This window comes from Bacillus sp. XT-2 (assembly GCF_025696525.1).
Classification (GTDB): Bacteria; Bacillota; Bacilli; order Bacillales; family Bacillaceae; genus Bacillus; species Bacillus halotolerans.
Map to the genome: position 1 here is coordinate 412,221 of NZ_JAHVOC010000001.1, position 21,604 is coordinate 433,824.

General features: G+C 37.9%; 24 protein-coding genes and 4 pseudogenes. 13 read left to right on the plus strand and 15 right to left on the minus strand.

Translation table 11 applies throughout. The features are described from left to right. Positions 1-238: 238 nt before the first annotated feature. Positions 239-1,288 carry an NAD(P)-dependent alcohol dehydrogenase gene (locus KXD37_RS02130; protein WP_255003641.1) on the minus strand — a complete coding sequence of 350 codons (1,050 nt, stop codon included), beginning with the start codon at positions 1,286-1,288 and terminating at the stop codon, positions 239-241. Positions 1,289-1,478: 190 nt separating this feature from the next. Then, positions 1,479-1,673 (minus strand): annotated as a pseudogene (locus tag KXD37_RS24025) (hypothetical protein); the annotation flags it as partial. Positions 1,674-1,782: 109 nt separating this feature from the next. Between KXD37_RS24025 and KXD37_RS02135 the strand changes: the two are divergent. The 3 genes and pseudogenes from KXD37_RS02135 (at position 1,783) to KXD37_RS02145 (ending at position 2,879) form a co-directional block, all read left to right on the plus strand. After that, on the plus strand, positions 1,783-2,187 hold the full coding sequence (locus KXD37_RS02135; RefSeq protein WP_024122264.1) for a MerR family transcriptional regulator: 405 nt from the start codon (positions 1,783-1,785) through the stop codon (positions 2,185-2,187). Positions 2,188-2,242: 55 nt separating this feature from the next. Beyond that, a pseudogene (locus tag KXD37_RS02140) lies at positions 2,243-2,458 on the plus strand (aldo/keto reductase); the annotation flags it as partial. A 142-nt stretch (positions 2,459-2,600) separates the two neighbouring features. Further along, on the plus strand, positions 2,601-2,879 hold the full coding sequence (locus KXD37_RS02145) for an HPr family phosphocarrier protein (RefSeq protein WP_106020165.1): 279 nt from the start codon (positions 2,601-2,603) through the stop codon (positions 2,877-2,879). 202 nt (positions 2,880-3,081) lie between these two features. Here the strand turns inward: KXD37_RS02145 and KXD37_RS02150 are convergent, their stop codons facing one another. Beyond that, entirely contained in the window at positions 3,082-3,357 is a 276-nt protein-coding gene (locus tag KXD37_RS02150; protein ID WP_188323181.1) for a CotD family spore coat protein, read from the minus strand. 531 nt (positions 3,358-3,888) lie between these two features. On the opposite strand from KXD37_RS02150, the gene KXD37_RS02155 reads away from it, so the two are divergent. The 3 genes from KXD37_RS02155 to KXD37_RS02165 all read left to right on the plus strand — a co-directional run bounded on the left by KXD37_RS02155 (position 3,889) and on the right by KXD37_RS02165 (position 5,567). Next, complete coding sequence (locus tag KXD37_RS02155) at positions 3,889-4,539, plus strand: VOC family protein (protein WP_106020163.1); 651 nt, start codon at positions 3,889-3,891, stop codon at positions 4,537-4,539. A 254-nt stretch (positions 4,540-4,793) separates the two neighbouring features. After that, positions 4,794-5,153, plus strand: a complete 360-nt coding sequence (locus tag KXD37_RS02160) for an SH3 domain-containing protein (RefSeq protein WP_263463220.1) — start codon at positions 4,794-4,796, stop codon at positions 5,151-5,153. Positions 5,154-5,210: 57 nt separating this feature from the next. Beyond that, positions 5,211-5,567, plus strand: coding sequence for an SH3 domain-containing protein (locus KXD37_RS02165; RefSeq protein WP_151174386.1), 357 nt, complete (start codon positions 5,211-5,213; stop codon positions 5,565-5,567). 14 nt (positions 5,568-5,581) lie between these two features. On the opposite strand, the pseudogene KXD37_RS24055 reads toward KXD37_RS02165, so the two are convergent. Then, positions 5,582-5,799 (minus strand): annotated as a pseudogene (locus KXD37_RS24055) (aldo/keto reductase); the annotation flags it as partial. A gap of 201 nt (positions 5,800-6,000) precedes the next feature. Here KXD37_RS24055 and KXD37_RS02175 point away from each other — a divergent pair. Continuing rightward, positions 6,001-6,759 carry a metal-binding protein ZinT gene (locus tag KXD37_RS02175; RefSeq protein WP_263463221.1) on the plus strand — a complete coding sequence of 253 codons (759 nt, stop codon included), beginning with the start codon at positions 6,001-6,003 and terminating at the stop codon, positions 6,757-6,759. A gap of 313 nt (positions 6,760-7,072) precedes the next feature. After that, a complete protein-coding gene (locus tag KXD37_RS02180) occupies positions 7,073-7,213 on the plus strand; it encodes a hypothetical protein (protein ID WP_174754430.1) in 141 nt (46 codons plus the stop codon). 181 nt (positions 7,214-7,394) lie between these two features. Here KXD37_RS02180 and nikE read toward each other — a convergent pair whose 3' ends face one another. From nikE to KXD37_RS02215, 7 genes are all read right to left on the minus strand, one after another. Beyond that, the gene (gene nikE, locus KXD37_RS02185) at positions 7,395-8,216 is read right to left on the minus strand and encodes a nickel import ATP-binding protein NikE (protein WP_106020160.1); all 822 of its coding nucleotides are present in this window, start codon (positions 8,214-8,216) and stop codon (positions 7,395-7,397) included. A 30-nt stretch (positions 8,217-8,246) separates the two neighbouring features. Continuing rightward, positions 8,247-9,074 (minus strand): nickel import ATP-binding protein NikD, encoded by an 828-nt coding sequence (gene nikD / locus KXD37_RS02190; RefSeq protein ID WP_106020159.1) that lies wholly within the window; start codon positions 9,072-9,074, stop codon positions 8,247-8,249. Positions 9,075-9,092: 18 nt separating this feature from the next. After that, positions 9,093-9,923: a nickel ABC transporter permease subunit NikC gene (gene nikC, locus KXD37_RS02195; protein WP_095713400.1), complete on the minus strand. Its 831-nt coding sequence runs from the start codon at positions 9,921-9,923 to the stop codon at positions 9,093-9,095. After that, positions 9,920-10,864, minus strand: coding sequence for a nickel ABC transporter permease subunit NikB (nikB, locus tag KXD37_RS02200; RefSeq protein WP_106022546.1), 945 nt, complete (start codon positions 10,862-10,864; stop codon positions 9,920-9,922). Before nikB ends, nikC begins: the two co-directional genes overlap by 4 nt. Before the next feature lie 9 nt (positions 10,865-10,873). After that, complete coding sequence (gene nikA, locus KXD37_RS02205) at positions 10,874-12,490, minus strand: nickel ABC transporter substrate-binding protein (RefSeq protein ID WP_106022545.1); 1,617 nt, start codon at positions 12,488-12,490, stop codon at positions 10,874-10,876. Positions 12,491-13,249: 759 nt separating this feature from the next. Beyond that, the gene (locus KXD37_RS02210; protein ID WP_024122253.1) at positions 13,250-13,339 is read right to left on the minus strand and encodes a YjcZ family sporulation protein; all 90 of its coding nucleotides are present in this window, start codon (positions 13,337-13,339) and stop codon (positions 13,250-13,252) included. A 171-nt stretch (positions 13,340-13,510) separates the two neighbouring features. Then, positions 13,511-13,627, minus strand: a complete 117-nt coding sequence (locus KXD37_RS02215; RefSeq protein WP_010335054.1) for a YjcZ family sporulation protein — start codon at positions 13,625-13,627, stop codon at positions 13,511-13,513. Positions 13,628-14,327: 700 nt separating this feature from the next. On the opposite strand from KXD37_RS02215, the gene KXD37_RS02220 reads away from it, so the two are divergent. Genes KXD37_RS02220 through KXD37_RS02230 form a run of 3 tightly spaced genes read left to right on the plus strand, consistent with a single transcriptional unit; the run spans position 14,328 to position 16,175 of the window. Next, positions 14,328-14,705: a GntR family transcriptional regulator gene (locus tag KXD37_RS02220; RefSeq protein ID WP_106022544.1), complete on the plus strand. Its 378-nt coding sequence runs from the start codon at positions 14,328-14,330 to the stop codon at positions 14,703-14,705. Then, entirely contained in the window at positions 14,705-15,565 is an 861-nt protein-coding gene (locus KXD37_RS02225) for an ABC transporter ATP-binding protein (protein ID WP_188323179.1), read from the plus strand. Before KXD37_RS02220 ends, KXD37_RS02225 begins: the two co-directional genes overlap by 1 nt. A gap of 1 nt (position 15,566) precedes the next feature. After that, the gene (locus KXD37_RS02230; RefSeq protein WP_127696723.1) at positions 15,567-16,175 is read left to right on the plus strand and encodes an ABC-2 transporter permease; all 609 of its coding nucleotides are present in this window, start codon (positions 15,567-15,569) and stop codon (positions 16,173-16,175) included. 644 nt (positions 16,176-16,819) lie between these two features. Here KXD37_RS02230 and KXD37_RS02240 read toward each other — a convergent pair. Then, positions 16,820-17,086 carry a hypothetical protein gene (locus tag KXD37_RS02240; protein WP_106020153.1) on the minus strand — a complete coding sequence of 89 codons (267 nt, stop codon included), beginning with the start codon at positions 17,084-17,086 and terminating at the stop codon, positions 16,820-16,822. 443 nt (positions 17,087-17,529) lie between these two features. Between KXD37_RS02240 and KXD37_RS02245 the strand changes: the two genes are divergently transcribed. Next, positions 17,530-17,805 carry a barstar family protein gene (locus tag KXD37_RS02245; protein WP_106020152.1) on the plus strand — a complete coding sequence of 92 codons (276 nt, stop codon included), beginning with the start codon at positions 17,530-17,532 and terminating at the stop codon, positions 17,803-17,805. A 29-nt stretch (positions 17,806-17,834) separates the two neighbouring features. Here KXD37_RS02245 and KXD37_RS02250 read toward each other — a convergent pair. Beyond that, positions 17,835-18,116, minus strand: a pseudogene (locus tag KXD37_RS02250) (ImmA/IrrE family metallo-endopeptidase); the annotation flags it as partial. A 248-nt stretch (positions 18,117-18,364) separates the two neighbouring features. Between KXD37_RS02250 and ant(6) the strand changes: the two are divergent. Continuing rightward, the gene (ant(6), locus tag KXD37_RS02255) at positions 18,365-19,219 is read left to right on the plus strand and encodes an aminoglycoside 6-adenylyltransferase (protein ID WP_106020151.1); all 855 of its coding nucleotides are present in this window, start codon (positions 18,365-18,367) and stop codon (positions 19,217-19,219) included. Between the two features lie 755 nt (positions 19,220-19,974). On the opposite strand, the gene KXD37_RS02260 is transcribed toward ant(6), so the two are convergent. Further along, a complete protein-coding gene (locus KXD37_RS02260; protein WP_263463222.1) occupies positions 19,975-20,517 on the minus strand; it encodes a PadR family transcriptional regulator in 543 nt (180 codons plus the stop codon). Further along, positions 20,514-21,356 carry a sialate O-acetylesterase gene (locus tag KXD37_RS02265; protein WP_024122239.1) on the minus strand — a complete coding sequence of 281 codons (843 nt, stop codon included), beginning with the start codon at positions 21,354-21,356 and terminating at the stop codon, positions 20,514-20,516. The genes KXD37_RS02260 and KXD37_RS02265 overlap by 4 nt, the downstream gene beginning before the upstream one ends. Positions 21,357-21,604: the final 248 nt, after the last annotated feature.

A 21,604-nucleotide genomic window follows, 5' to 3' on the forward strand; every position in this document is an offset into this window, starting at 1 on the left:
TATATACCATAGAATAACAGGCACGTTCATCTTCCTTCAAAATATTTGCTTGAGATGGTTTTCATATGGTAACATCGCCGCCAAAACGAGGCAGAAGGATTAGCGCTCTTCTCAACTTATTTCTTTTTTAAAAAATAGACTTTTTAAATGATTTTCACGTCCTGTGGAGCGGAGTGCAGTAAATAAAAGGCGAGGTAGCCAATAGTATGGCTACCTCACCTTTTACAACTATTCCGACTCATAATGTAGAGATATCAATAACGAATCGGTAGCGTACATCACTGCGAAGAACACGCTCATATGCTTCATCCACTTGATCGGCACGAATCACCTCAATTTTAGGTGCAATGCCATGCTGAGCAGCGAAATCAAGCATCTCTTGTGTTTCTGCAATTCCGCCGACAAGAGAACCCGCTAGGCTGCGGCGGCCCATGATTAAGGAGAATACACTATATTTGTCCGGCTCGGCCGGTGCCCCTACATTCACAAGGGTTCCGTCTATCCGAAGTATTGATAAATAGGCATCTACATCAAGGTTCGCGGATACTGTATTTAAGATTACGTCAAAACGCCCGGCCAATTCAGTAAATGTAGCTTGATTACTGGTTGCATAGTAATGGTCAGCCCCTAGTTCAAGGGCTTCCTCTTTCTTATTCATAGAGCGGCTCAGGACGGTTACCTCTGCACCCAAAGCATGCGCAAATTGAATCGCCAAATGACCAAGCCCGCCGACCCCTACAATCGCAACCTTTTTGCCTGGGCCGACGTTCCAGTGTTTTAGAGGGGAATAGGTTGTAATCCCTGCACACAGTAGAGGGCTGGCAACATCCATCTCCAAACTGTCCGGTATCCGAACAACGAACCTGTCAGTGACAACGATTTTTTGGCTGTACCCGCCATACGTCGGATTTCCATCATAGTCCAGTGAATTATAAGTTTGGACAACACCTTTAGTGCAGAACTGTTCCTCACCGCTGAGGCAGTATTCGCATTCTCCGCAGGAGTCAACAAAACAGCCGACGCCAACGCGATCTCCGACAGCAAATTTTGTGACTTCTGCTCCCACAGCCTCCACAACTCCGGCGATTTCGTGACCGGGAACCATCGGAAAAATTCCTCCGCCCCATTCATCGAACGCACTGTGGATATCGGAATGGCAAATACCGCTGAACTTAATGTCGATTAAGACGTCGTGCGGCCGTAATTCTCTTCTTTCAATTGTCGTCTGTTCAAATTTCGCTTTAGCATTTGGTACGCTTAATACACGAGTTTTATAATGATTACACATACAGACCTTCCTTTCATATAGTCAGTTTCCAGATAAGAACATGTCACTTGGTGTTTGTCATGTGTGTTCAACATCACTTTAAACCTTAAAGTCCACTTTAAGGCAAGAGTTTTTTTAGAAACATATTTTTATAAAAGATTAAGAGTAAACACAATTATTGAAGAAATAATGCTTTTTTAACACTTAAGTATTAAATTCTGTACGGCCGCTCATATAAAAAAACGCATCGAATCAATTGACTCGATGCGTTCGTTTTATCATGTATCATACCATTCATCATGAACAGGTCCGTCTCTCCAAGAGTAATGGTTACATGTACAAGCCAACTGTCTTTTGTTGCGCCATGCCAATGTTTTACGTGCGGCGGAATATTCACGGCATCTCCTGAAGAATGAGATTAAGAAATACGTCAGCAGTTTAAATTTGTTTCTTCTTGACTTAAAGTGAACTTTAAGTGTTATCTTCAAAAACAGCAGGATAAAGAGGTGAAAAATATGAATATTACGCAAGTGGCAAAGCAGTTTGGCCTAACAGCCGCAACGCTCAGATATTATGAACGTGTTGGATTGATCCCGCCGGTAAAACGAAAAGAAAGCGGAATCCGCGATTATGATGAAGAAGATATCAAATGGGTTGAATTCATCAAATGCATGCGAAATGCTGGACTAACGATAGAAGCGTTAATTGAATATACAACGTTATTTACTGAAGGAGACCGAACAGTAGAAGCCCGCAAAAATATCCTGGCTGACGAAAGACAGCGATTGATAGAAAAGCGGAAAGAAATTGATGAAACAATAAAAAGATTAAATAAAAAAATTGAGGATTATGATGGGAAATTGCGCGAAAATGAGGACAAACTCAAAAGCAGACCTAAAACGGAAAGTTTTCATGGATAAGTACCAGTAAGGCTAGAATGAATTAAACAATTCCTTCTTTGTTAACATTTATCAAAAAAGAGCAGGGGAAATCGCGGAAAAACGCGGTGTTCCCCGTATTCATATCGCGCTTGCCTGGCTGCTGCAGAAAGAGCCTGTAACAGCTCCTATTATTGGTGCTACGAAAATGTCCCACCTTGAAGATGCCGTAGGTGCTCTTGCAGTTAAATTGACGCCTGCAGAAGTTAAGTTTCTAGAAGAACCATATGTACCTCACCGAATAGTTGGTCATCATGAATTATGCTCGAAAACGATATTGCTGGAATTCAACAAAATACTATGTTTCGGATTGAGAGAAAGAATAGAGGGCTTAAGAATAAAAACTGGCCTATTCCAATTCCTTAAGGGAATTCCAGGCCTAAGGAGCCGGGAGAATGATAGAAAAACAGTATACAATTATCGCGAGTACAGGCTTCGCCCGTGCAGCGGCCTTGTTAGTGCGGGCGGCTTGTAAATTCAGCTCCAGTATATATCTTGAATATCAAGGGGAATCTGTCGATCTGAAAAATACACCCAAGTCCCTCATTGATGTGATGTCACTAGGAATTAAACCTAATACCCACATTAAGATAAGAGCTAATGGCGTTGACGAGTATCAGGCTTTACAAGCGTTAGAAGATCATTTGCAAAAAAACAAGTTCACAAAGAAATGAGGAAGAAAACCTCTCTTATTTATCATTTTCAGGGACTCGCTCCAAGTCCCCCTTTTTTATACGAGCGTTTTGTTAAATGCTTATCTTTAAAGAAACCAACTCATTTCTCTTCATATTAACGCCGAAAATCTTATAATTGGAAAGGATAGGGTAATGAAAAAGGCATCCATAAGGATGCCTAAAATGCATCTTTACTGAATGATTACCTATTGAATCCTTTTACTGGTTTACAGCATGGATTTCTTAAGTCACTTCCACAATCATATTTCTCAACGATATTTTCATTCTCTGTAGATTGTGTCACTGGATAGTAATTTTCTACTCTTGTAACATTTCTATTAACATTAACAATGTGAGTCGGCTGAACACGTCTAACAGTACGTTCATTGGTTGTCGTATTTACAACATTTCTTGTGGGAGAAACAATTGTTTCTACATTGTTGCCTCCATTGCCCCCCACGAAAACCATTGAAGCCATTGAAGCTATTGGTACCGTTGTTCCCGCTACGAGAGCCGAACATGAATTCGTCTACACTTCTAAACCCACCGTTGCTGCAGCTCATCAAAATCACCAACTCAAAAAATCTTGTCTTACTACATAAGTTATGATGAAGAAAAAAAGGTGTCCTAGACAAGAAACTCATATTATAAAAAATCCGCTATTATTTTAGGATTTCTATACACATGACAAGAAAGGGGGCAAAGTTTTCTATCATTTAATGTAGAAAACTAGAACGAGTAAATCTCTGCAGCTTTTAGTCATGACATTGGTGACGAGTTCAGAAAGTGGTTTCAGATCACAATGTGACTGGAAGCTATAAAAGTAGAGATCCTACGGCTGCTGGCTGATAGAAGAGGCATACTGTGTATCGTTAAAGCTACGAAATGTGGATGAAAAACAAGTGCAGGTGGTTCTTTATTTTTCAGTCTAATGATGTAGCTTAAATAAGCTAAATGTAGAAAGAATTTGTTTCTCATTTTAGATATATTAAGAGAGGGGGGAGAAATAGTGAAAATAAAAAATCTTGAAATATTTGTTTCTCATTTTAATCAAACTGTAAGCTTTTATAAAGATATCCTTCAATTTAAAAGGCTGGCGTTAACTGATACATTAGCCATATTTCAAGTGGGAGAAAGCATCTTAACCTTGCACCAAGACGAAGTGAATCGCTATTACTATCATTTTGCGTTTAATATCCATTCGAATATTTTCTCACAAGCTAAAGAATGGCTGAAAAAGAAGGTTGATTTACTTGAAGAAGATGGTGACGATGAAGCGTATTTTGCAAATGCAAAGGCAAGATCGATATATTTTGAAGATCCTGCAGGTAATATTGTTGAGTTTATTTCTCGATTAGAAACTTCTCCGGAAACGAGGTCAAAAGTATTCACGCCCGACAATGTAATAGGTATAAGCGAGATTGGTTTATCTACAGATCATGTTAAAGAATGTTTTGATTACCTTTTAAAGTTGGGAGTTCGGCAAAGAAATGATGAACCTTTCTCAAAAAATCATTTACTTTTCATGGGGGAGTATAAAGAAGGAGTCTATATTTTATTAGGTCCTGTCGGGAGAAGATGGATATTCTCGGATAAATACAGTATAGATGCACCACTCATGATAGAAACTGACCGAGGGATAATCAAAAATTTTGACTAGTAATCAAGCTTTTAATTGGTGTGTGACATATCTTTCATGCATTATTTCGGATTGCATTGAAATGCCTGTATTCCCAAATTTTATCCTCTCTTCTGTCGGAAAATTCAGTAATAATGGCACTTCTCATATACCTGTTTGATGGTGATATGATCAATATATGTAAACGAAAGAAGCGTAGGTGGTCTGCCGAATCATTCCTGAACTGAATGTAAGAAAACCAGACGCAGGATATTTATGATGAGGAGGAGTATAAGTTGAGAAAGTTAAAAATGGGAAGTTTATTAACCGTTATGATGGCGTCATTATTCATTTTTTCTAGTCATGCACAAGCAGTTCAGTATTACACTGTCTCAACAAGCAGCGGTGCTCCCGTAAATATGCGCAGCGGCCCAGGTACAAGTTTGGGGATTGTAACTACTATTCCGAGCGGAACCCGCATCCCGATCTACTGCTACAAAACCGGTACAACTGTAACTGGAAAGTATGGAACGAGTAATATTTGGAACTACACAGAACGGACGCTTGCAAGCGGGGAGATTGTTCCTGGATTTGTCTCTGATACATATATGTATACAGGCTCAGACGGCCCGGTAGTCCCTAAATGCAGCTGGTAGTCTAAGCTGAAATCAAAAAACTAAGACAGTGATATTTTCATAGAAAGAGGGATTCAATTGACAAAACTGAAAAAGCTGAGTATGTTAACCGTGATGATCGTATCATTATTCATTTTTTCCAGTCAGGCACTTGCCGTTCAGTACTTTACTGTCTCAACAAGCAGCGGTGCGCCTGTAAATATGCGTAGCGGTCCAGGTACAAACTATCCTATTATGCTTTCCATTCCTAGCGGCTCACGTGTTCCTTACTATTGTTACGCTTACGGAACGACTGTTACCGGGAAGTATGGAACGAGTAATATTTGGGACCAAATCCAGTGGAAAGATTCCCGGGGGGTCGTGAATATTGGATATGTGTCTGACACATATGTGTACACAGGTTCAGACGGCCCTGTCGGTTACAAATGCAACTAGCTATATAATTCGTACAATAGAGTCTCTTCTTTGGGCCTATCTGAGAGAAACCATACCAACAATGTTGGTATGGTTTTTGCTATTATTATGTCTTCCGCACCTGCATTTGTGGGAATGCCGCTATCGAGCGCTTCATCTATAATATGGAACGCGGTCTTTTCATCTGTATCGAGCCACCTAAACATAAACGGCTGACCCGCAATCCTGTTCTTCCTAAAAAGGTGTACTTCACAACAAATCTCTCCTCATGGAATATCGTAGATTTTCGCATTTTAAAAGAATTTCTGATTAACAAAGTAGGATTCTAATGAAATCGCCATCTGCTCCCAGCAACATTCAAGCGAGATTAGGAGCATTTTCCCTTTGATTTTTGAACAAGATAATTGTATAATACAAATCGTAATTATTTCGGTTTGGGAAAAGGAGTGTTGTAATGAAAATTTTATTTGCAAAGAGATTAGGGATATTTATGATTGGTTTATTACTAATATTGGCAGGATGTCAGACTTCAGGTTCATCTAAAGGTGAGTCTAATAAAACAGCAACATCATCCTCAGCAGGTGAAGAAAACTCTTCTAACACGCAAGAGCAAACATCAGAATCTCATGATCACGATCACGATCATAGTCATAGTCATGCACATGGTGAAGAGACAGAAAAAATTCATGAAGGCGATTTTAAAAACAGCCAAGTAAAGGATCGTTCACTTTCTGATTGGGAAGGAGACTGGCAATCGGTATATCCATACCTGCAAGATGGCACTCTGGACGAAGTATTTTCATATAAATCAAAACATGAAGGTGACAAGACAGCTGAAGAATATAAAGAGTATTATAAAAAAGGGTATAAAACAGATGTTGACCGTATTGTAATCCAAAAAGATACTGTAACGTTCTTCAAAAATGGAAAAGAATATTCAGGTAAGTATACGTATGACGGGTACGAAATTCTAACATATGATGCGGGCAATAGAGGGGTAAGATACATATTCAAACTAGCTAAAAAAGCTGAAGGACTTCCTCAGTATATTCAGTTTAGCGATCATAGTATCTACCCGACTAAAGCTAGCCATTACCATCTCTATTGGGGTGACGACCGTGAAGCTTTACTTGATGAAGTGAAAAACTGGCCAACCTACTACCCGTCTAAAATGGATGGACACGATATTGCCCATGAGATGATGGCGCATTAAATGAAGATGAACATACCGTGAATTATGGCATTTCTTCTACACAAACGGTTTTTTTTTCACTATGGAAAATTGATAGAATGGGGAAAAACAAGCTTAGTCCCTTATGGAGTTTGAATGTTTAAATACTTTTAGCTGCTGACTCCTCGTCAGCAGCTTTTTTGCCCTCTTTCGTTTTTATCCGTTTCTTTCTCTTCGCAACGGGGATTGACGGTCATTAACAAAGTTAAGATACGATCAATATTAACTTGACGGTTGGGAAAAAGCTTTTTGAAGATAGGGTGAAGAGTAAGGGAGAGTATGAGGAAAAAATGAAATGACTAAAGATGAAGAAGCTCTGGTATTATTTCAAAGTTCTGTGAGTGTATGTTATGCGAACACAACAACGAAAGCAAAAACAGTTAGAAAAAGAACCAATGGTTTAAAGCCAACGGTTCTTTTTCAATGTCATATTTAAAGCAGGAACATTGGTTAAAATGTGGCATGTGTAGCCGTGAGTTGAAAGCAGTTAACGGTCAATCGTTCTATTGATATCAGCACTCCATGCTTTAAACAACAAGAGACATGCTGTACTCGTTAAAGTAATATCATGAAAAAACGATGTAACCGGAAATGCTATATATCTACACGCGCCTTCCTTATTGTAGCATCGTTCCTCTTCCTATCGAACGAAAGCGCGGGTGTTCTGCAAGTATGGAGCGTCTCATTTCTTTTACTGCTGGATGGTCTGATGCAAAGAACTGGAGTTTGGACTCGTATAGCTCAACTAATTTTCCGTTATCTAGAACACCTAATGTGTCACTCAATTGATAAGCGGCTTTCAAATCATGCGTAATAAAAAAATACGATAACCCAAACTCGTCTTTGAGCTCTTTTAACAAATCGAGTATAAGTGTTTGGGTAACCATATCCAGACTGCTGACTGATTCGTCTAAAACGATCAGTTTCGGTTTGAGCGAGATTGCTCTGGCGATATTGATTCGCTGCAATTGCCCGCCGCTGAATTGGTGCGGATATTTTGTTAAATCATTTTCACTTAGGCCTACTCTTTCCAATAACTTAATAATGGTTCGTCTTTGTTCCGCCGCAGTGAGGGTTTCATAGTTTTCTAATGGTTCTGCAATTATCTGTTCCGCCGTCATTCGCGGGTTGACGGACGAGTATGAATCTTGAAAGACAGCTTGAAGGTCACGACGGATTTTTCGCCGGATCGATTTATCTACGCTATACATATCATGGCCTTGAAAAAGGATTTGACCTGATTGCGGCCGTTCTAAACCAAGCAACACTTTTCCCAATGTACTCTTACCGGCTCCACTTGGCCCAATCAAGCCTAAGCATGTACCCTTCTCAATCGAAAAGCTGACATCGGATAGGACTTGTTTAGATTGAAATTTCCATTTGAATAATGAACGCTCCGCATAACGATGAGAGACTTCTTTCACTTGTAATAAACTCACTTGTTCACCTCATTAAAATGCGCTCTTTCGTCAAATTGACCCAATGGCACGTTCATCAATTGGCAATGTCAAACGTGCACCTAATAGCTTCTTTGTATATTCATGCTTTGGTGCATCAAACAGCTGAAGCACATCTGCTTTTTCTGTGATTCTTCCTTTCTGCATCACAGCGACTTCATCCGCCATTTCAGCAATGACGCCCAGGTCATGAGATATAAGCAAAATCGCCGTTCCACATTCAGAGCGCATGGCGTCTAAATGTTTCAGCACGGTTTTCTGATTATTTACGTCTAGTGCGGTTGTGGGCTCATCCGCAATGAGAATGCTTGGATGTAAGCATACCGCGGTTGCAATCATCACCCGTTGAAGCATTCCGCCGCTTAATTGAAAAGGGTAAGATTTTAAAAGTTTAATAGGATTGGATAAGCTCACATTATGCAACGCTTCGATTGCAAGCTCCTTTGCCTGCTTTTTGTTAAAAGACGTATGAGTGCGAATCGTTTCAATCATTTGATGACCAATCGTAAAAACGGGGGTAAAAGCGTTCATCGGATTTTGCATAATATAGGCAATTTCTTTGGCGCGTATTTTGCGCATTTCTTTATCTGCCAATCCGTTTAATTCTCGGCCTAGTAGTGAAATGCTTCCTTTCACCTTGGTTGTTTTCTGATCAAGCATCTGAAGAATGGACATGCCTGTTACTGTTTTTCCACATCCGCTCTCACCAATCAGGCCAAGGACTTGACCGCGCTTCAGTTCGAAATTGACGTCTTGCACTAGAGTAGAAACTCCTTTGTGCGTTTTGGCCTGTACATGCAAATCTCTAACTTGCAGCACCGGTGATTGTTCTGTTCCCAACTTCCTCATTCCTTTTTATCATCGACGTTTGACTCCGTATTTTTCTGATAAGCTCTCGCCTAATAAATTGAACGTTACAACCACAATCATGATCATCATCCCTGGATAAATCATCAACTCAGGGTTCGTCCGGATATACGATTTACCTTCATGAATCATCGCTCCCCATTCCGCAGCCGGTGGCTGGACGCCTAATCCAAGAAACGACATAGCGGATATGTCCATAATGGCCCAGCCCATTTCCAATGTACCCATGACAACGAGGGGAGGGAGCACATTAGGTATGATATGTTTTTTCAGAATCTTCCATTGTGATGATCCATTGATTTGTGCGGCTTTAATAAAGTTCTCCTCTTTGAGACTAAGCACCATTCCTCTAAAGATTCTCGCATAATAGACCCATTGCACAAGCATGAGGGCAAGAATGACTTGAGGAAGTCCAGGTCCGAATATGCCCACTAGACCAAGAACTAAAATTAAGTTCGGAAAGGCCATCACACCATCACAACATCTCATTAACAGATGATCAATCCATCCGCCTTTATATCCCGAAATCGTACCGACGATGAGACCGATCACAAGTGAGGAAATAAAAATGAGCACTGCAAATCCCAAAGAAATTCGTGTTCCGTACAAAAGGCGGGATAAGTTGCACCTTCCTAAATGATCAGTTCCTAAAGGGAACTCCAAGGATGGAGGGTGCAGCTTATATGCCAAATGAACAGCAACAGGGTTATTCGGCGCAATCCAAGGGGCAAATACAGCAATGAGAAATAGAATTGATAATATGATGATACATGCTGTTATCACTTTTTGACTTTTACATATCATGCGTATGCTTGTGATCATCGAAACTGCCCTTCTTTCCTGGAAATGCGCGGATCAATAAACATTTGAATGAGATCAACGATTAAGCTACTCAATATAAAAAATGTGGCGGCTATGAACACATAGCATTGAATGACAGGGATGTCACGATTGAAAATGGCCTCAATAAAATAACGGCCAAAGCCAGGCCAAGAAAAAACCACTTCAACAATAATGGTTCCGGTGAGAAGTTTGCCAAGATTCATTCCTAGGCCTGTAATCATCGGAGAAATGGCCATTTTCAATACATGCTTAGCCATAATGCTTTTATTCTTCAAGCCTCTGATTTTTGCGTATTGTACATATGGTTCTTGCAGGTTTTCTATAACACTGGCGCGCAAAAGTCTTGTATACATAGCAATTAAAGGAAGCGCCAGCGTCATTGACGGCAGTACGAGGTGCTGCCATGTCCCAATTCCTTCTACTGGAAAAAGATCTAATTGAACAGAAAAGAAAAAAATCAACATATACCCTAACCAAAAAGTCGGAATGGATGCCCCGAAAAAGGAAATGAAGCGACTGATATGATCAATTGCGCGATTTCTTTTCATTCCCGCAAGGAAGCCGAGAGGCACACTGACAACCACCGCGATCAATAAACTACCAAGCGCAAGTTCGATCGTTGCTGGCATTCGGAGTGTAACCTCGTCCCAAACCGGCTTATTCGAAACATAAGAAATGCCGAAATCGAATTGGCATTTCTTCAAAATAGAGTTTACATATTGGATATAGAAAGGTTGATCTAAGCCAAACTCATGTCTTTTTTGCTCTAAAATGTCATCGGTTGGCTGAATATGCGCTGCGGCTACATACGCTTCAGCCGGGTCAACCGGTGAGAGTTGAATCATTCCAGTTGTCAGAAGTGTAGCTAAAAGAAACACTGGTATGATGGACATGATTCGTTTCAATATATAGATGCCCATAAAAGCCTCCTACTGCTTAATGCGAATACCTGTAAATGGATGTTCATCACGGTTGGCAGGGAAAGTAAAGTCTGTAATATTCTTTTGGTAGATCGCTGTCTTTTTTATATAAGAGATAGGAACGATAGCTCCCTGATCTTGAAGGGATGTTAAAATAGATGAGTAAAGAAGTTGACGCTCTTTTTTATCAGTTGTTTTGGGAACTTTTGCCATCTGCTTCAATAGCTCATCCTTGTTTGGATATGCCGAAATCGCTTCATTAAATCCAAATCCTTTTGACGCGACAATGTTTACAAATGTATGCGGATCATAAGGTGCGCCATAGTTGCTAAAGAAGTTCATATCAAATTCATTCGCTTTGAACCGTTTAACCTGAGTCGCCAATTCTACTCCTTCAAGATTCAACTTCACCCCAATCGCTGCCCACTCTGCTTGCAGCGTTTCTGCCATTGCTTTTTGAATGGATTCCGCTGAATCATACATTAAACTAAATTCAAGAGGCTTTCCGTCTTTCTCACGCACCGTCTTGCCATTCGGAAGCTTCCAACCTGCTGCATCTAATAACGCTCCCGCTTTTTCCGCATCATATTTCACTGGCTTTACATCAATATCAGACGTGTATGGGAAGGTTGTCGGCAAAATATGATCTGCTTTTTCTTCTAATCCGGAGGTAATGCCTTCCACCATGGCGTCTTTATTAAAGCCATAGTGCAGGGCTTGGCGAACACGTTCATCAGAAAGCTGTTCTTTTTTTGTATTCATGACAAGCTGTCTCGTCGCCACCGGTTCGGAAAGGCTTGTTTCATATTGACCTGTCAATTGCAGCTGCTTATATGCATCCAAACTGATGACGCCTTCACCGTAAATTAAGTCCAGTTCACCTTTTTCAAATGCAAGTACTCTTGTTTCTGCGTCTGGGATGACTTTCACCTTGATTTTCTCGACTTTAGGCTTTTCACCCCAATAATTTTCATTGCGTTTAAAAATCGCATATTCATCGGTTTTATGCTCTTCCAATACCCATGGACCCGTCCCGACCGGTTTTGTTACACCTTTTGATGTATCGCCATCCTTAGGGAACCCAGCCTCTCCTAAAAACCGAACAGGCCGTACAACAGCAAGCTCCTGAATGGTTGGATAATATGATTCAGTCAGTGTCAATTGAAATGTATGATTATCGATCACTTTTGTTTGAGCTATTTTTGTAATAAATCCTAACCAGCTATGTAACTCAGGATGTTTTAAAATGGAGTCAAAATTCTTTTTCACGATTTTTGCATTAAATGTTGTCCCGTCAGAAAATGTTACATTCTTACGCAAATGAAACGTATACACTTTGCCGTCATTAGATATATCCCAAGACTCAGCTAAATGCGGTTTAAGCTTTCCGCCCGCTTCATAAGAGACCAAAGGCTCGTACACCATTGATTGCGTAAACAATTGGGAAGGGTTATAGACATGTGGGTTTATTTCTCCTATATCTCTAGGCCAAGCAATTGTGACCATACTGTGAGGATCTTTCTTCTCTGTTTGTCCTGCATTTGTACATCCTGCTAATAAAATAGAAAAGATGAGTATCGATACGAAAGTAAATTTAATTTTCAAACGAATCTTCCCACTAAGCATCTGTATTCCCCCCCCCCTAATTGATGTTGATAATCATTTTCATTTTAAGGAGGCAGCATACCCTTGTCAATGTAAGAATATAGGTATTGTTTTGGACCGATGTTCTGCCAACGGCAGTGGGCAGTATTCGCAACAAAAACAAGTAATTGATTTCGAAAAGGGTAACAAGTAATCCTTCGAATAATTAAGATGCAACCGACTTATCATAACCAGAACGGGAAAAGTTGTCATATTTTACTATCTTTTAATGGTGGAGAAGATCTCTATAAAAACTGAGGAGTTGGAAAAACTGAGTCAAATTAATCTACTTCTAAGATTTTCACTTGAAGTGCTGCAGTCATTTTCATAGGGGGTGTGTGCTTAGAATATGCTTTAACTTTAGCTTTACCAATTGTAGTGATTTATTATCTGGTCCATATTTGCAGGCAATGATCCTAGTCGAAGCGGTCAAACTGTAATAGCCGTGAACAAGATTATTTATTGAATTATTGATCTTTGTAACTTTTTTTGTTTTATATTGCTACACTATATAACTTCAGCTGAGCGTATAAAATGGCTCTGGATCAATATGAATGATGTAAGGTAAAACTGTGGACGTTTTAAAAAAGCTCATAGAGTTTCAGAAAGATGAAGATTTGTAATTTATATTTCCCTGGTACAGAAACTTTGTCAGGATAAGGAGTTAATCACATTACAAAACGCCATAAAGGTTTCTTATGGCGTTTAGCCGAACAGGGAGGTGCTGTTGCGGATATTAACTTAATATCTAAAGAAAGCTGCTCCAACAATGATTAACAAGATGAATAGCACCACAATTAACGCGAAGGAACTACCGTAACCATTAGACATATTGCCACCTCCTTTAGTGAGGGTAGTATAAGATATGCCAAACGATCGTTTTCGACATAGATTTACGTCTAAATAAGAAAAAATGAATTTTTTGTCTAAAAAATAAATTAAAACGCCATAAAAGTTTCTTATGGCGTCAAACAGAACAGGGAGGTACTCCTGCATATAGGGTTAAATAGGAACGCCTTCTGGATAGCCTCCGAAGAAAGCTGCTCCAACAATGATTAGTAAGATGAATAGCACCACGATTAATGCGAAGGAGCTACCACAACCATTTGAGTATCCCATATGTCCACCTCCTTTAAAAGAGGATAGTACATGATATGCGGGGGCGAGTTACTTCGAAAGGGATGCTAGTTGAAATGAATTTTAAAATGATTTTTTAGTCTAAGTTGAAATAGAGAGCATTGGAAGGGCAACAATACCAATATAGACGGATTTATGGAACGAAAACGAAATCGGAAATTGAGTCTCTCTTGAAATAATCAGGAGAAAATACGTCAACACACCATTATATACCTGCTCATTTTTATATGCACCTCTGCTTGGATATTATGTTCTGAGTAGGGGGTGCTTATTTTTGTTTGTATTTCCCAGGCTGTTACACTCCGTAAAGGAAACTTTTGATCATGAGCACTACATTACCGAACTTCTATTATCTCTATAAATGAATGTGTACATTATTAAAAATTTTATCCTCATTCTTATGTAATTTGTGTTTCTTTCTGATTTGGAGTGTAAACATAATTAACTTTCTATACATAATTAGCAATTTAAATATAAATTGAGTGAAGAAATAAACCTTCTCAACTATCCCTCTGTTGTCTTGGCAATGATTCATGCACCTTACAAGTGAATGAAGCATTAGAGCCCTACACTTAACCAAACGATAAACTCGAAGGATTGGATTAAAAAAGAGTTGTATTCTGATATTAATTTGGATATATTGTATATAAAGTATATATACAATATGATAGTGGGGTTTTATATGCAAATTATCATTTCAAATCATTTAAAAGAACCTATTTACGAGCAAATTTATGCTCAAATTAAAAAACATATTTTGACCAATGAATTACATGCAGGGCAATCCTTACCTTCAATGCGGCAGTTAGCGAAGGATTTGGATATAAGTGTTATTACAACGAAACGTGCCTATGAGGAACTTGAGAAGAACGGATTCATATATTCGGTTGTTGGGAAAGGTTCTTTTGTATCGGAGCAGGATAGTGAGATGATGAAAGAAAGAAAAATGAAGGTAATTGAAGAGCAATTGTTGACGGCAATTCAAAACAGTAAAGAAATGGGCATCTCACTTACAGAATTAAAGGGCATACTTACACTGTTATATAGGGAGGAAGAATAGTGGAAAATGTTATTGAATTCAAACATGTTTATAAATCATTTGGTGATTTTCAGCTAAAAGATATTTCAATGACAGTTAAAAAAGGATTTATAACGGGTTTTATCGGTGGTAATGGTGTTGGGAAATCTACAACGATTAAACTTATGATGAACTTATTGCAACCAGATAGCGGATCGATTTCAATATTTGGGTTAGATCATAAAGCACATGAAAAAAAAATAAAGCAACGGATTGGTTTTGTATTTGATGAAAATATTTTCTACGCACATTTAACATTAGCAGAAATGAAGGAGATTATAAGGCCCTGCTATATGAAATGGGATGATCGCCTATTTAATTACTATGTTGAAAAATTTGAACTGCCGTTAAATAAAAAAATCAAATCATTTTCTAAAGGAATGATGATGAAAGCTTCTTTATCAATAGCCTTATCACATCATGCAGAGTTAATTATTATGGATGAACCCACATCGGGATTAGACCCAATATTTCGCAGGGATTTTCTGGATATACTGCATAATATAATGCAAGATGGAAAGAAAACGATCTTCTTTTCTACACATATTACAACAGATTTAGACCGTATTGCAGATTATATTACTTTTATTCATAATGGTGAGCATATTTTCACAAAGAAATCGTATCAAATTCAAGAAGAGTATGCCATTGTAAAAGGAGGCGCGGAGTTATTAGATCGAGATACAGAACAGGAGTTTATTTCCATCCGGAAATCTAATGCTGGTTTTGAGGCATTAACAGCCAATAGAACACGAATAGAAGACGTGTTTGGTGACTTAGTTTTAATCGAAAAACCAACGATTGAAGAGCTGATGTTCTATACAAAGAAAGGGGCTAAATAGGGTGTTTCACTTAATAAGAAAAGATATCATTTTACAAAAGAAATCTCTTATGATATTGCTGCCTGCTTTATTTGTTTATTTAACGTTAAATATATCATATATCTGGTCAGGTTTTGTATTTAGTATTGTCATAATAATGAACGCGTTTTCAATGGATGAAAAAGCCCGAATAAATACCCTGCTGAATTCACTGCCTTATACAAGAAGGGAAATTGTTAGTTCAAAGTACATCGGGGTACTTATTTTTACTTTGATTGTAGTTCTTACAATTTTCATAGGGAACTTGATCATTCATAGAGAACTAACAACATGGATAGATCTAATGTTTATCGTATGCCTTGTGATGGTATCTGCTTCATTTATCTTTCCATTTAGTTATCAGTTTAACAGCCAATATTTGTTCAAAGGCTCACTTATCTTACTTGGTATTTATATGGTATTAGTTAATACCTTGTTCCGAAATTTGAATGATATAATCAGAGAATGTGTTCGAATATTATTATCATTACAAAATCTTAATGTTTATTTATTAATTCTATTTTCGGTTATTATTCTATATGTTTGTTCTTGGCTTCTGTCGATTCGTATTTATAGAAATAAAGCATTTTAAAGGAAAGGTGTAGAAATTCTACAGAAAGAGATTTTTACTGAGTGGTTTAATCATCCCTATTCTCATATGTTGCAAAAGGAACGGTATCTTAAATCAATGTTTGTGATGTATTTTGACGTTAGATGTTACTCATACAACGGATTACCTGGGATAGAATTTACGGTCCAAAAACGCGAAATCGAAAACAATATTGAAGTAAAAAAGAGCCTATCTCCTTTATGAGAAGGGCTATCCACTTATTTAACATGAGTTTCTGAGTGATACATAGCTTTTTCGAATGCAGCTATTCATTTTTATCTTCGTAATCAAATCCTGCCCAATCGGATCATAAAGGGACACGTCTTTTTTGTTTTTTCATTTCGCGTACATGCATGATGAGGATTTTTTATTAATTACAAAAGGGGGGAGCATAGTTTCCTGTCACTGATTGATTAAATAAATGTTGGGTCAGCTTCCTGTAATACATGTTCAAACGGGGTATACTGCGCATGTCTTAGGAGCTCCTGAGCATGGCAGAACAGTGATTCAAATAAGGGCAGCCTTGCGCAGGTTTAATCATGAGATAGATTTTAAGGGTATGTAAATGAATAATTGAAAAAACCCACTAAAATGTGGGTTCTTTGTATGCGCTAACGGGGGAATAACTATTCTTCATCTTCAAAGAAACCGAATAGTTTTTCTTCATCATATTCATATTTACGTCCTAGATTATCTGTATCTCTTTCGTGCTGTAAAAGAACTTTATAGTTTTTTCCCTTTGAAGATTCGTTTTCAGTAACACTTAGGACGGTTACTTTATCGTTCTCATATGTCTTTGCAAAAAGTTTAATCTCCTCAATTGTATCCTTTAAATCTGTTTCATCACCATTAAAAAAGTCTAAAGAAACTTCAGTTGTGTATTTTTCAATCATGGCTAGCTCCCTGCTAATATGTTAGTTCTTAAAGGATAACGGAAAATCTAATTAACAGCTATCACTGGATGGTGAAAGAGGTTCAACAGTTGCAGAGAGTACTCTATGGTTCAGCAACTCTAATGTGAAATTGGAGTGTTGCTCAGTATGGATGAGATGGCGATCAATGGCCGGTGCCGGATAATTACATAAATAAAGAAGAAGCAAGTAGGATGGGAAAGCATAAAAGGTAAGTAGCACCGGGTAAAAGTATCGGGGGAGATATATACAAAAACAGAGAAAAATCTTTCTGAAGCTAAAAATAGAGTGTGGTGCGAAGCTGATATAAACTATATCACAGGTTACAGAGGGAATGACAGATTACTTTATTCGAATGAGGGTATAAAACAACAGATTTATTATAAAACGTTTGTTAAGTTAAATAATGGAGGACATAGTTTTTAATGAAAAAAATAGTTGTATATGGAAAAGATTTTCAAAATAAAGAAGGGTTACATAATGCATTAAAAGATAAATTAGACTTCCCAGACTACTATGGGGGAAATTTAGACGCTTTATGGGATTGCCTTACAGGGTGGATAGAGTTGCCGTTAACTTTAATCTGGAGAAATTTTGAGTGTAGTAAAAAGTTTTTAGGTTCATACGCTGATGATGCATTAGAAGTTTTACAAGAGGCTCAAGAGGAATTAGAGGATGAGTTTAAAATAATAATAGAGTAGACTTTCTTTTTTGGTTTTGTGAATTTGAAAAAAGTTACAGGCATTGTTTTTTTATCGCCTTCATGTCTATATATATGGCAAAATTCATGAGCGAAATCATACCATTGTTCAGTTCGGCTTTTTCGGCTGTCCAAGCATATATTATAAATTCCGCTGTGTTTAAGTGCGAAGCTTGTTACAGGTTTAAACGAAAGCCTGATATCTAAAGCCTTGGCAATCCGTTCAAAATTAATTTGTTCTGGTTCTTTAATATCAATCTTCCTGTATAAGTTTTCAATCCAATCCTCTAAATGACTGTTTGTATACCTCAAGATGAAAAACCTCCTTAAAGACGACAATATAAAAATTGGATTCGTGAAATATTATAGGGAAAACTAAGACTTTTTTCACGGGAAAATGCATCTAAGATAAGGGTGGTGTTTCTTGAAGAGCTGCTAAGTAATTAATGACAATAATCGATAATGAAAAGTGTTTGTTTCATAATTAGAGCCATATTCGGTTTAGAGTTAGAGGTATTTAGGCTGCAAAAAGAAAAAGTTGAAACGGAGGAATACATGCAATGCGGAGTGAACAGGTAATGATGGACATTTTTTTAGACTTTGCTTTGAATGATGAAAGAATCCGATTGGTTACTTTGGAAGGATCACGTACAAACAGAAATATTCTCCCCGACAACTTCCGAGACTATGACATTTCTTATTTTGTAACTGATATGGAATCTTTTAAAGATAATGATCGGTGGCTTGAATTCTTTGGTACTCGCATTATGATGCAAAAACCCGAAGATATGGAGCTTTTTCCTCCTGAATTAGGTAACTGGTTTTCATACATCATTCTTTTTGAGGATGGTAACAAATTAGATCTAACCCTTATTCCAATCAGTGAAGTAGAAGATTATTTTGCTAAGAACGATGGTTTGGTTGAGGTCCTGCTTGATAAGGATAATTTCATCAAAAATAAAGTAATCCCAAATGATCGTCAATATTGGATTAAAGAGCCTTCTGCAAGGGAATTTGATGATTGCTGTAATGAGTTCTGGATGGTTTCGACATACGTAGTAAAAGGATTAGCAAGAAAAGAAATACTTTTTGCAATTGACCATTTAAATGAGAATGTACGTCCTAATTTATTGAGAATGATGGCGTGGCATATTGCATCCCAGCAAGGGTATTCATTCAGTATGGGGAAGAACTATAAATTTATTAAACGTTACCTTTCAAATAAAGAATGGGAAGAGCTAATGTCTACATATTCTATGAATGGGTATCAAGAAATGTGGAAGTCGTTATTTACTTGCTATGAATTATTTAGGAAATATTCAAAAGTTGTATCAGAAAGTCTTAGATATAAGTATCCAGATTATGATAAAGTCATCACAAAGTATACGGAAAGTATTTATAACTCATTAAAATGAATGCATAAACCCGCCTCCTTAGCGGGAGGTTTTCTTGTGTACAAAGAAGAAATTAAACTAATGAAAAAAGAAGAGTCTATCATAATACTCTTCTCTAAATTGTTTCAGTCTTCATTTTTCCTTTCCTTACAAATACCATGATTCCAGGGATGATCATAAGTATAGCTGGTATTAAGTAAAACCAATCAATACATATAAGTCCTCCAACTCCTGAGATAAAAAGTAAAACACTGCTCAACTTTGGTTTGAATAAGACAACAATTGAAGCGGTAACCCAACGCATGAAAAGATCAAAGATACCCATGCACCAACAAGGAGGTCGCTCGTCATTTCAAAGTATCTGATCAAATGAAAAAATAAATCAAGGTAGGCGATACCTAAAGCTAGAATAGATGCTACAACACCCAATAGGCTCCCTATCAAACTTAAAAAAAACTCAATGGTTCTCTTCACAATAAACGCTCCTTATGTAATAAGCAACTTCATTTTTATATATTAGAATATAAAAGCAACATAAATGAAAATATAAATGAGAAAGACAACGGTGTAAATAGTGGTTATTCATACGAAGGATTGAAAAAGAAGGACACGCAGCAGATTCATTTGCTCTTGTTGGGGGGCAAGTGTTGACAACTCTATTAGCTGGCTTAATTAAAGAAGGAGTATAAAACCTGTATCAAAGATGTTACTAGATATCTACGACACAGGTTTTATATTTAGGTAACTAATATTCTTATATTTAACTTTGCATTTTTTTATTCTGCAATAGTTGATTCTATTTCTGTTTTCAATTTTTCAAACCACTCTAAATTAACCAAGTGATGTGAACGGGAATTTTCGTTCATACGGCGAAAGTAATCGATTGTGCCGGGAATTTCTTGAGTGATGGACAGGTATTCATCAAGGAGCTCGATTCGAGTTTTAGTCTGATCGATTTGTGATTGGATCAGATCCAGTAATTTATTTTTGTCGAATTCATCGGCAAAGAGTAACGCCCCATAAAATTGCAGGTTCACATATTCCGATTTGGTGCCGGATTTGATCATTAATTTTTCGAATTCTGCCCTTCCCGAATCTGTGACTTTGTAGTTACGGATTTCACGCCCGCTGGTTGAGGGTTTCTGCTGAATCTGTTCAATTAAGCACTTTTCTTCAAGTTGCTGCAGATTGTAATAAAATGAACCTTTCGTGAAGTTAACAATGTATTTGTAATGACGTTTTTCCATTAAGGCCAGAAGTTCATAGCCGTGAGCTCCGGGGTTTTGGATTAGCAAGCCAAGGATAAGTAAGGGAATCATGGTTTCATCACCTTCGCCATCTGCGCCTCAAATTCCGCGTACGTAATTTTACCCGAAGCCAAATCCATACTATGAAGGTAAATCTGTTCTGTTTTAGAATAGTCACCATTCACTTTCAGTGATTGCTCCTCTCCCGAAATGGGTTTCAAGATATGGTACTTTTTCGAAAAAGCCTCGAAATAGCGGTAACCGAATTTGCGTTGTGAAGCTGCGTCTAAATGAATGCCATCAGGATTCGCAGTCAAACCTGCTGCAGTAACAAAATAACAATTCTGTTGTTCGTTGGCAAAACGAAGCAATTGTTCATTAACCTGTCGAAATTCAGTCGCGTGCTGTCCAAAACCGGTCTTCCCAAGAAAGTCACCAAGCCCTCCAATAATCAACGGTACCTCATCAATTTCCAACTCGTTTCTTAGCGTCTCGATGATAAGAGTTAATTTCTCGTAATAAGTTTCATGTAGCGAACGATAACTATCACTCTCACCTTGGTGCCAAAGGATTCCACAAATTTGACTGGACCGGAGGGCGAAGCGGGCTTCGGACAAAGCATGCTGAAAAAGGATGCCTTCCGGATGCCAGTCATTCAATGAACTGCCACCTTCCGCACAAGGGATCAAGCCAATTTCTTCATCGGGATGAGCTTTCGACCATGCATCTGCAAAAGATGCCGCTAGGCCAACGCCGGAAACCGGACGGTCATAATTAATCGGCTCTGTCATCATCTGCCACTGTCCATTGCGCAGCATTTTTATTTTTTCATTATAGATAGGGTCTACTTCATTCAAAAATCCACGGCCCGCCATATTCGACTGCCCCAACATTAAAAAAGACTTTATCATCTCATTTTTCACTTCTTTACATCAATATTTTAGTCTAATTAGACTATAGTCAATTCAGTTTGTCTTGTAAAGTTATAACAAGGTTTTATTTTTTTATTAGTATGTATGAAAAACAAACTAACATTGAAAATTTGGTGGATGTATTTGAGAAATAGCAAGTTCTTTTACTTTTTCTTATCCAACTATCGGGGGTTTTAGTTTCAATAACGATCTTCCACAATCGGGCGCGATTATTGAACAAGAACTAA